Source organism: Bradyrhizobium sp., assembly GCF_016462955.1.
In the GTDB taxonomy this organism is placed as follows: domain Bacteria; phylum Pseudomonadota; class Alphaproteobacteria; order Rhizobiales; family Xanthobacteraceae; genus Bradyrhizobium.
On sequence record NZ_JAEMSD010000101.1, the window covers coordinates 6,599 to 16,446 of the forward strand.

A 9,848-nucleotide genomic window follows, 5' to 3' on the forward strand; every position below is an offset into this window, starting at 1 on the left:
TGCTCATGGTGCCGCGGCCGTAATCGACGCGGATGGTGCCGCAGCCGGAGACGCAGGGCTTGCCCATGCCGCGCGCGACCACCGCGGCATGCGAGGTCATGCCGCCGCGGGTGGTTAGGATGCCTTCAGCGGCGTGCATGCCGTGGATGTCTTCAGGGCTGGTCTCGATGCGGACCAAAATCACTTTGCGCCCATCGCCCTGGAGCTTGGCGGCCTCGTCCGAGGAGAAGACGATCTCGCCGGAGGCCGCGCCAGGCGAAGCCGGAAGGCCGGTGGCGATCACGTCGCGCTTGGCGCTGGGATCGATGGTCGGATGCAGAAGCTGGTCGAGTGACGCCGGATCGATCCGCATCACCGCTTCCTCCTTCGAGATCAGGCCCTCGTTGGCGAGTTCGACCGCGATGCGCAGCGCCGCCTTCGCGGTGCGCTTGCCGCCGCGGGTCTGCAGCATCCAGAGCTTGCCCTGCTCGACGGTGAACTCCATGTCCTGCATGTCGCGGTAGTGCTTCTCGAGCAGCGTGTAGATCCGCGTCAGCTCCTTGAACGCCTCCGGCATTGCCGCTTCCATCGACGCCTTGTCGGAGCCCGACTCCTTGCGCGCGTCCTCGGTGATGTCCTGCGGCGTGCGGATGCCCGCCACCACGTCCTCGCCTTGCGCGTTGATCAGGAACTCGCCGTAGAGCTTGCTCTCGCCGGTGGAGGGATTGCGGGTGAAAGCGACGCCGGTCGCCGAGGTCTCGCCCATGTTGCCGAACACCATGGCCTGCACGTTGACCGCGGTGCCCCAGGATTCCGGAATGTCGTGCAGCTTGCGATAGGTCACCGCGCGCGCGTTCATCCAGGATGAGAACACCGCGCCGATCGCACCCCAGAGCTGGTCGTGCGGATCCTGCGGGAAGTCCTTGCCGGTCTCGCGCGCGACCGCGTCCTTGTACTTGCCGACCAGTTCGACCCATTCGTCAGCCGACAGGTCGGTGTCGAGCGTATAGCCCTGGCGGTCCTTGAAGGTGTCGAGGATTTCCTCGAAGTGATGGTGCTCGAAGCCGAGCACCACGTCCGAATACATCGTGATGAAGCGGCGATAGCTGTCATAGGCGAAGCGGCGGTCGCCCGACAATTCTGCCAGCGCTTCCACGGTCTGGTCGTTGAGGCCGAGATTCAGAACGGTGTCCATCATGCCCGGCATCGAGGCGCGCGCGCCGGAGCGCACCGACACGAGCAGCGGGTTCCTGGAATCGCCGAAGATCTTGCCGGTCAACTTGCCGACATAGTCGAGCGCCTTCTCAACCTGCGACTGCAACTCCTTCGGATAGGTCTTGTCGTGGGCGTAGAAATAAGTGCAGACCGAGGTCGGGATGGTGAAGCCCGGAGGCACGGGGAGGCCGAGATTGGCCATTTCGGCGAGATTGGCGCCCTTGCCGCCGAGCAGGTCGCGCATTTGCGAGCGGCCTTCGGCCTTGCCGTCGCCGAACGTGTAGACCCATTTGCCGGCTTTGGCCGCAGCAGGCGCTGCCTTGGCAGGTGCAGCCGTCTTCGGAGCGGGCTTGGCAGCGACCTTCGGCGCGGCCGCCTTGGTCACGGCCTTTGAAACCGGCTTAGCAGCCGGCTTTCCAGCGGCCTTTGCAGCAGCAGCTTTGGCGACCGGCTTCGGCGCGCTCTGGGCCAGCGCCTTGCGGGCTGGCGGCGCGGCTTTCGCGGCAGCAGAGGGCTTTGATTTCGCTGGCATTTTCGCTGGCATTTTCTTGGGCTTCGAGGCGGCTTTGGCCATAGCTTGCACACAACCTGCGAGAGGAATGGGAAATCGCGGGCCTTACACCACTTTGGGCGGGCCCGCGCAAGGCGGACAGTTCCGAAAAGTGAACGCCGCTTAGAAGCGGAGCCACTTCAGGAGCCCGAGTCCGATCGCGCCGTTGACGATGAGAAAGATCGCGACGATGAGGTTGAGAAGCCGCGGCATGATCAGAATGAGCACGCCCGCAATCAACGACAGGATCGGCGAAATGTGGGCGACGGTGATGTGCATGAACTATCTTTCTGTGGAGGTGGGGCGAATCGCGCGCGGATCATACCCGGACAGGTTCCGCGAGTAGAGATGCGCAGCACCGGCCGAGAGTTCCCGTGCCCGCGAAAGTGCTTGAAATTGCCGCGAATAAGGCCGGCCTTTTCCCGGAACATTGGCTTTGGGCATGCATTGGCAACCGGTCGCGCCGCTTGCGCGGCTGGACATCACGTTGAAGGAGTTGCCCATGCGGAACAGGATTCTTGCTCTTGCAGCGCTCGCGGCCATGATCGGCTCGCCGCTTGCCGCGCAGGCGCAAAGCACCGTCACGGTCGGACGCGCGCCCGCCGTGGTTGACGGCCCGACGATTGCAGTCGAACACCGGCCCGCCTTTCGTGAGTATGTTGTCGAGCAGCGTGTACCAGCCTTCAGCATTCCGGATCGCGTCGTGGTCGGCACCACCTTACCCGAGGCTGGCGTCACCTATTATGACGTGCCGCAACGCTTCGGCGCCACCACCTATCGCTACACCGTCGTGAACGGCGAAACCGTGCTGGTCGAGCCACGCTCGCGCCGCATCGTCGAGGTGGTGGACTAGATTCGTAGTTGGAAGCGCTTCTTCACGTGAGGCGGTTTCCGTTTCGCGTGAAGACGCTATCCGCCCAATCGATGTCCGGCGCGTCACATCAGGCTGGCGCGAACTGTGTTAATCGGACATCAGCCCCGCCCGGTCCTCCCCCCGCCGGGCGGGGCATTTTTGTGTGCGACACATCAACAGCCGTGATTCCGGGGCGCGCATAGCGCGAGCCCGGAATCCATCGTGCCGCGAGTTACGAAGAGAAATGGATTCCGGGCTCGCGCCAAGCGGCGCGCCCCGGAATGACGGCTGTGTTTGCGGCGTTCGGCGCGCCTGAACCGGGGATCTCGCGCCTCAATCCTGGATCTTCGAGAAATCCGCCACCGCGCGCGTGGCGCTGCGGATCTCGTTGAGGAGCTTCAGCCGGTTCTCGCGCACCTTGGCATCCTCGTCGTTGACGCGCACCTTGTCGAAAAAGGCATCGACCGGCGGGCGCAGCTTCGCCATTGCGCTCATCGCGGCGGCAAAGTCTTCCTTGGCCACCGCAGCGCTGGCTTCCGCCTGGACTTCTCCGATGGCCTTCGCCAGCGCTTTCTCCTCCGCGAGGCTGTAGAGCGCCGCATCCGGCGCGCCGTCGAAGCTGCGCTTGTCCTTCTTCTCCTCGATGCTGAGGATATTACTGGCGCGCTTGGTGCCGGCGAGCAGGTTCTTGCCGTCGTCGCTGTCGAGGAATTTGCCGAGCGCCTCGACGCGGCGGACGATCATCAGGAGATCGTCCTGACCGCCGAGTGCGAACACGGCATCGACGAGATCGTGACGTGCGCCCTGCTCGCGGAGCTGGACTTTCAGGCGGTCGGCGAAGAAGGCGAGGAGGTCGTGCGGAAGTTTCTGCGCGTCAGCAGGTTGCACTGACAGGCCGCCGAGCGCCGACGCCGCCACCTTCATCAACGACAGACGAAGTGCGTTCTCAGCAATCAGCCGGATCACACCAAGCGCAGCGCGACGCAACGCGTACGGGTCCTTTGATCCCGTTGGCTTTTCGTCAATTGCCCAGAAGCCAACGAGCGTATCGATCTTGTCGGCTAGCGCCACGGCAACGCTCACCGGATCGGTCGGCACACGATCGGCCGGGCCCTGCGGCTTGTAGTGTTCCTCGCAGGCGGCGGCGACGGAGGCGTCCTCGCCCTGCGCCAGCGCGTAGTACCTACCCATCAGGCCCTGCACCTCGGGGAATTCGCCGACGACTTCGGTCAGCAGATCCGCCTTGGCGAGGTGTGCGGCGCGCGTGGCCTTGGCGACGTCGGCGCCGACCAGCGGCGCGATCTCCGCGGCGAGGCGCTCGATGCGCTTGATGCGCTCCGCCTGCGTCCCGAGCTTCTCGTGAAACACGATCTGCTCGAACTTCGGCAGGCGCTCCTCGAGCTTGGTCTTGAGGTCGGTCTCGTAGAAGAACTTCGCATCTGACAACCGCGCGCGGATCACGCGCACGTTGCCGGCGATGATGGTGGCGCCGCCGTCGGTCGCCTCGATATTGGCGACGAGAATGAACTTGCTCGCGAGCTTGCCCGTCTTGGGGTCGCGCACCACGAAGCACTTCTGGTTGTTGCGGATGGTGGCGCGGATGACTTCGGCAGGCGTCGCCAGGAATTCCGGCTCGAACGAGCCCATCAGCACGACCGGCCATTCGACGAGGCCGGCGACCTCGTCGAGCAGGGTCTGGTCCTCGACCAGCTCGAACCCTTGCGCGAAGGCGAGCTGCTTGGCGTCGGTGAGGATCGTATCCTTGCGCCTTTCAGGGTCGAGCACGACCTTGGCGTCGAGCAGTTTGGCTTCGTAGTCCTCGAAGCGGCGCACGGAGATCGCTGCCGGCGCAAGGAAGCGATGGCCGTAAGTGGTCTGGCCGCTCTCGATGCCGTCGACCTCGAACTTCACGACATCGGGCTCTTCGGTCTCGAGGCCGAAGGTCGCGGTGATCGCGTGCAGCGGACGCACCCAGTTGAGCGAGCCGGGCTTTCCGGAACGCGCGCCCCAGCGCATCGATTTCGGCCAGGGGAAGGTGCGGATGATCACAGGCAGGATCTCCGCGAGCACGTCGATGGCGTCGCGGCCGGGCTTCTCGATCAAGCCGATGTAGAAATCACCCTTGGGGTCGCGCTGGATCTTGGCTTCGTCCAGCGACTTCAAACCGGTTGCCTTGAGGAAGCCCTGCACGGCCGCGTCGGGCGCCCCGACTTTCGGGCCGCGCCGCTCGGTCTTGAGGTCCGGCTGGCGCGCCGGAATGCCGTGCACGGTGAGCGCAAGCCGGCGCGGCGTCGCGAACGCCTTCGCACCTTCATAGACCAGGCCTTCGGCGACGAGCTTGTCGGTGACGAGGCGGCGCAGGTCGTCAGCCGCCTTGGCTTGCATGCGCGCGGGGATTTCTTCGGAAAACAGTTCAAGCAAAAGATCGGGCATCAGGCCGCTCCGCCCGCTTCTGTATGAATCCAGGCCTCGCCGCAGGCTTTTGCCAGTTCGCGCACGCGAAGAATGTAGCTCTGCCGTTCCGTCACGGAGATCACGCCGCGCGCATCGAGCAGGTTGAAGACGTGGCTGGCCTTGATGCACTGGTCGTAGGCCGGCAGCGCCATCAGATGCGCCTCGCGCTTGCCGTCCTTCCAGCCCGCGTCGAGATATTTCCGGCAGGCGTTCTCCGCCATCTTGAACTGCTCGAACAGCATCGCGGTGTCGGCGACTTCGAAGTTATGCTTCGAATACTCCCGCTCGGCCTGCAGGAAGACGTCGCCATACGTGACCTTGGCGTCACCCTCGCGGCCGTTGAAGTTGAGGTCGTAGACGCGGTCGACGCCTTGCACATACATCGCGAGACGCTCGAGCCCGTAGGTAAGCTCGCCCGCAACCGGCGCGCATTCGAAGCCCGCGACCTGCTGGAAATAAGTGAACTGGCTGACCTCCATGCCGTCGCACCAGCACTCCCAGCCCAAACCCCAGGCACCCAGCGTCGGACTCTCCCAATCGTCCTCGACGAAGCGGATGTCGTGAACGGCGGAATCGATGCCGATCGCGGCGAGCGACTTCAGGTACAGTTCCTGAAGGTTCGGCGGTGACGGCTTCATGATCACCTGGAACTGGTAATAATGCTGCAACCGGTTCGGGTTCTCGCCGTAACGGCCGTCCTTTGGCCGGCGCGAGGGCTGCACATAGGCGGCATTCCAGGGCTTTGGCCCGAGCGCGCGCAGCGTGGTCGCCGGATGGAAGGTGCCCGCGCCCATCTCCATATCGTAGGGCTGCAGGATCACGCAGCCCTGCTCGGCCCAGAACCGCTGGAGCGCGAGGATGAAGCCCTGGAACGAGCGTTCCGGGCGCATATGGGCGGGCAATGAGGCGTCCATCGTCAGATCGGGCTCTCGCGGGGGGTTTGAATCGCGCGGGACCGTATCGACGGCGGGGATGGGAATCAAGGCGAAGGGGACGGAAAGGGCCGTCATTCCGGGGCGCCCGCAGGGCGAGCCCGGAATCCATTGCGCCGCTCATTCCGTGGTCCGATGGATTCCGGGTTCTCGCTTCGCGAGCCCCGGAATGACGAGAGAGCGGGGCACCTAACCCGGCCTATACGCTCCCGTCACGGGGTCACGCTTCAATGTCTTGACGTCCCCCACAGGAGCGCCCTCGGTGACGCGCGACAGGCGCATCTCCTCCAGCTCCTGGTTGATTCGGACAGCGGTCTTGTAGGCCCAGCGGACCACGGCAAGCCCGCCCAGGACGCCCGCGAAAGCGACGAACGGCGGCATCGGTCGATCCTCATTCATACTCAGCCCCACGCGCATTCTCGCGCAGTCGGAGCTGCGCCGCAATTGGCCCGCAAAGGGACCAAATGGCGCGGAAGCGCGAGCCCTAGAACCCGAATTTCGCCCAAATCGCCCGCGTTTCTACCGCTGAGATCAGTTCATCCGGCAGGCCGGCCACGGATTCCAGGGCCAGAAGCTGGCCCGCACCAGGCGATTTCCGCCCCAGGAAGCCGGAAAGCAGCCCGGTAGGCTGGGCGATCACGGGGGTGAGAACCTTCTCGCCATAGCGGGCACGAAGAGTTGAGCGGAGATCGCCGATGCTGTCGGCCAGCCCCAGCGCGACGGCGCTATCGCCGGCCCAGTATTCGCCCGTGAACAGGGTGTCGTCCGGTCCCTTCAGCCTTGCGCCGCGGCTGTCCTTGACCAGCGAGATGAAGATCTGGTGGATCTCGCGCTGGATCGCTTTCAATCTGGCGACGTCATCGGGATTTTCAGGGAGGAACGGGTCGAGCATCGCCTTGTGCTCGCCCGATGTGTAGAGGCGCCGCTCGATGCCGAGCCGCCTGATCGCTTCCTGGAATCCAAAGCTGCCACCGACCACGCCGATGGAGCCGAGGATCGAGGAGGGATCGCAGATGATCTCGTCGCCGGCGCAGGCGATCATATAGCCGCCGGAGGCCGCGACATCTTCGACGAATACGAGGACCGGCAGCTTCTTCTCCGCCGCGAGCTGCTTGATGCGCAAGAATATCTGGCGCGACTGCACCGGCGAGCCGCCGGGCGAATTGATCACCAGCGCCACCGCCTTGGCGTGCCGATAGGAAAACGCGCGCTCGAGCACGCGCGCGACACTCGCAAGCGTCAGGCCGGGACGCAGCGGCGTCACCGCACCGATCACGCCCGACAGCCGCACCACCGGCACCACTGCCGTTCCAGGGCGGAAGCGCGCGGGCAGGTATTGCATGAGCTTGTCGGCCAGGCCGGAACTCTCACGATCATTCAATTGCTCGGCCATACCCTTACCTCTGATTAACCATTTCTTATCACGCGAGTGTCATTGAAAGTGCCTGGAACGTGTTTTGCAGAATGCCCGTTGGGAGGCTGCAATAGGCGGTGGAGGAAACGCCATGAAGATCTATCTGCTGTTGTTGCTGATCGGTGCGCTTTTCACGGCGATTCGCTTCACATCTGCGCCAGAGCAGCAGACGGAATCGCTGCCGCAGTAGACCATCACGGTTCCAGCGGCAACGCTGCCCTCCCCTCCAGAATGGCCCTCACCTCTTTCCCCGGCACTTTTGACTCGTCGTTGAGCACGAGGCCCGGCAGAAGCCGCGTCGGAGCCCGGCCGCCTTTGACCGCGCGCACCAGCACGCGGATCGCGGGCTTTCCCGCTTCGCCGTGAACGGGCAGGATCGCGATGCTGCCAAAGCCGCGTGACAGCGCTGCCAAGACATCCGCGATTCCATCTGCGCGCCAGACCAGAGTCATCATGCCGTTCGATCGGAGGATACGTCGCGCAGCGTGCACCCACGCATGCAGCGTCTCTTCCCTCGCCACATGCGCAGTGTGGCGCGCCTGATCGGGTGAACCGCGATGGCGTGCGGGATCGTTGAAGGGCGGGTTCATCAGCACCGCATCGACACTGTCGGGCAGGAGCCCGTTCGCGGCAAACGCCTGCGCATCGGCGGCGACGTCGAGCACGATGGCCTCGGCGGTGATCACGTTCGCGGCAGCATTGGCCCGCGCGAGCTCGACCAGTTCCGGATCGATCTCGACCAGGCTGAGCCTGATCCCCTCGATACGCCGAGCCAGCGCGAGCCCCGCCGTGCCGACGCCGGCGCCGAAATCGACCACGCGGTCCCCGGCCCGCACGTCCGTGGCCGCCGCAAGCAGGATGGCGTCGTGTCCGGCGCGATGGCCGGATCGCTTCTGCATCAAGCGCAACTGCCCGCCGAGAAAGCCATCCTCCGTGATATCTGCGGCCTCAGTCATCGTCGCGCAGTTCGTGGCTGAGGCCGGCCTCGCTGAGGAGCGCCCTCGCCTCCTCGGCGTCGTCCTCATGAACCAGGATCCGCCGCGGCAGGATGCCGAGCGAGCCCTCGATAATGCTCATGTTCTGGTCAAGCACCAGATGATGGATGTTGGCGCCATCGAGCAGCGCCCCGATCGCCGACACCAGCACCATGTCGTTGGTCCGAACCAGTTCACGCAAAACGTAGATCTCCTGCCTGAAGGGGTGACGGCGGCAAATGTCAATGGTTCCGAGGTCTTGCCGCGTCCGCCGCCAGTTTCTATTGTCTTTCCGTCAGAATAGCCCTTCCGGGGCAAATATTGGAGACCGGCGTGGCCGTCATCGTACCTTTCGAAACTCCCGGCGCGTCGATCGAAGAGCTGGTTGCCCTTGTCGCCCCTGACATGGAGCGCGTCAACGCCACGATCCTGTCGCGGACCGGCTCCGAGGTGACCATGATCCCGGAGGTCGCCAACCACCTGATCTCCTCCGGGGGCAAGCGCCTGCGCCCGATGCTGACGCTCGCCATGGCCAATCTCGCCGGTTACACCGGCGACGGCCATATCAAGCTGGCTGCCTCCGTCGAGTTCATGCATACCGCCACCCTGCTCCACGACGACGTCGTCGACGAGAGCGAGATGCGCCGCGGCAAGCTGTCGGCACGCATGCTCTGGGGCAACGAGGCGAGCGTGCTGGTCGGCGATTTCCTGCTCGGCCAGGCCTTCCGCATGATGGTCGAGGTCGGCTCGCTGCGCGCGCTAGATATCCTCTCCGCGGCCGCCGCCACCATCGCAGAGGGCGAGGTGATGCAGCTCGCCGCCGCCAAGAACACCGCGACCACCGAGGACGAATATCTCGCCGTGATCCGCGGCAAGACGGCCGAATTGTTCGCCGCCGCCTGCGAGGTCGGCCCCGTCATCGCCAACCGGCCGAAGGCGGAACAGACCGCCTGCCGCTCGGTCGGCATGAATCTCGGTATCGCCTTCCAGCTCGTCGACGACGTCCTCGACTACGGCGGCAAGAGCGCCAAGCTCGGCAAGAACACCGGCGACGATTTCCGCGAAGGCAAGATCACCCTGCCCGTCGTGCTCGCCTTCCGCCGCGGCAACGACACCGAGCGCGCCTTCTGGATCCGCGCGCTGGAGCGCGGCGAGATCGGCGATTCCGATCTCGACCATGCCATCGGGCTCATGAACAAGCATCGCGCGCTGGAGGATACGCTCAGCCGCGCCCAGCACTACGGCGCCATGGCCGTCGACGCGCTGGCCCTATTCCCGTCCTCGCCGATGAAGAGCGCACTGGAGCAGGTCGTGGCGTTCTGCCTCGCACGGTCGCATTAGGCGACCGGCTGGAGGCGACTTGCCTTGCTCTCAATCCTTGCAAGGCGATCAGCTCCGTCATCCTGAGGCGCGAGCCTCGAAAGATGCGCGGCCGAGATGCAGCCGGGCCGTCGCCCTTCGAGGCTCGCCGAAGAGG

General features: G+C 64.8%; 10 protein-coding genes. 2 read left to right on the top strand and 8 right to left on the bottom strand.

The genetic code is table 11. From position 1 onward, the window contains the following. Both JHD07_RS13380 and JHD07_RS13385 read right to left on the bottom strand, forming a co-directional pair. On the bottom strand, window positions 1-1,768 hold a 1,768-nt coding region (locus JHD07_RS13380; RefSeq protein WP_291622794.1), incomplete at its 3' end, for a pyruvate, phosphate dikinase. 99 nt (window positions 1,769-1,867) lie between these two features. Continuing rightward, on the bottom strand, window positions 1,868-2,023 hold the full coding sequence (locus JHD07_RS13385) for a DUF3096 domain-containing protein (protein ID WP_008562090.1): 156 nt from the start codon (window positions 2,021-2,023) through the stop codon (window positions 1,868-1,870). Between the two features lie 223 nt (window positions 2,024-2,246). Here JHD07_RS13385 and JHD07_RS13390 point away from each other — a divergent pair, with 223 nt between their 5' ends. After that, window positions 2,247-2,597, top strand: coding sequence for a DUF1236 domain-containing protein (locus JHD07_RS13390; protein WP_291622820.1), 351 nt, complete (start codon window positions 2,247-2,249; stop codon window positions 2,595-2,597). Between the two features lie 333 nt (window positions 2,598-2,930). Here the strand turns inward: JHD07_RS13390 and glyS are convergent, their stop codons facing one another. From glyS to JHD07_RS13420, 6 genes are all read right to left on the bottom strand, one after another. Continuing rightward, window positions 2,931-5,030, bottom strand: coding sequence for a glycine--tRNA ligase subunit beta (gene glyS, locus JHD07_RS13395; protein ID WP_291622822.1), 2,100 nt, complete (start codon window positions 5,028-5,030; stop codon window positions 2,931-2,933). Continuing rightward, the gene (locus JHD07_RS13400) at window positions 5,030-5,965 is read right to left on the bottom strand and encodes a glycine--tRNA ligase subunit alpha (RefSeq protein WP_291622824.1); all 936 of its coding nucleotides are present in this window, start codon (window positions 5,963-5,965) and stop codon (window positions 5,030-5,032) included. The genes glyS and JHD07_RS13400 overlap by 1 nt, the downstream gene beginning before the upstream one ends. Window positions 5,966-6,172: 207 nt before the next feature. Next, window positions 6,173-6,364, bottom strand: a complete 192-nt coding sequence (locus tag JHD07_RS13405; RefSeq protein WP_291622834.1) for a hypothetical protein — start codon at window positions 6,362-6,364, stop codon at window positions 6,173-6,175. A 103-nt stretch (window positions 6,365-6,467) separates the two neighbouring features. Beyond that, complete coding sequence (locus JHD07_RS13410) at window positions 6,468-7,376, bottom strand: S49 family peptidase (protein WP_291622826.1); 909 nt, start codon at window positions 7,374-7,376, stop codon at window positions 6,468-6,470. Window positions 7,377-7,591: 215 nt separating this feature from the next. Beyond that, entirely contained in the window at window positions 7,592-8,353 is a 762-nt protein-coding gene (locus JHD07_RS13415) for a methyltransferase (protein ID WP_291622828.1), read from the bottom strand. Further along, the gene (locus JHD07_RS13420; protein WP_291622830.1) at window positions 8,346-8,573 is read right to left on the bottom strand and encodes a DUF2007 domain-containing protein; all 228 of its coding nucleotides are present in this window, start codon (window positions 8,571-8,573) and stop codon (window positions 8,346-8,348) included. Before JHD07_RS13420 ends, JHD07_RS13415 begins: the two co-directional genes overlap by 8 nt. Window positions 8,574-8,704: 131 nt before the next feature. Between JHD07_RS13420 and JHD07_RS13425 the strand changes: the two genes are divergently transcribed. Continuing rightward, on the top strand, window positions 8,705-9,712 hold the full coding sequence (locus JHD07_RS13425) for a polyprenyl synthetase family protein (protein ID WP_291622832.1): 1,008 nt from the start codon (window positions 8,705-8,707) through the stop codon (window positions 9,710-9,712). The last annotated feature ends 136 nt before the right edge of the window (window positions 9,713-9,848 follow it).

What these genes read in the sequence shown, in the direction of transcription:
- JHD07_RS13385 (WP_008562090.1), bottom strand. Translation starts at nt 2,023, where the DNA reads ATGCACATCACCGTCGCCCACATTTCGCCGATCCTGTCGTTGATTGCG.
- JHD07_RS13390 (WP_291622820.1), top strand. Translation starts at nt 2,247, where the DNA reads ATGCGGAACAGGATTCTTGCTCTTGCAGCGCTCGCGGCCATGATCGGC.
- glyS (WP_291622822.1), bottom strand. Translation starts at nt 5,030, where the DNA reads ATGCCCGATCTTTTGCTTGAACTGTTTTCCGAAGAAATCCCCGCGCGC.
- JHD07_RS13400 (WP_291622824.1), bottom strand. Translation starts at nt 5,965, where the DNA reads ATGGACGCCTCATTGCCCGCCCATATGCGCCCGGAACGCTCGTTCCAG.
- JHD07_RS13405 (WP_291622834.1), bottom strand. Translation starts at nt 6,364, where the DNA reads ATGCCGCCGTTCGTCGCTTTCGCGGGCGTCCTGGGCGGGCTTGCCGTG.
- JHD07_RS13410 (WP_291622826.1), bottom strand. Translation starts at nt 7,376, where the DNA reads ATGGCCGAGCAATTGAATGATCGTGAGAGTTCCGGCCTGGCCGACAAG.
- JHD07_RS13415 (WP_291622828.1), bottom strand. Translation starts at nt 8,353, where the DNA reads ATGACTGAGGCCGCAGATATCACGGAGGATGGCTTTCTCGGCGGGCAG.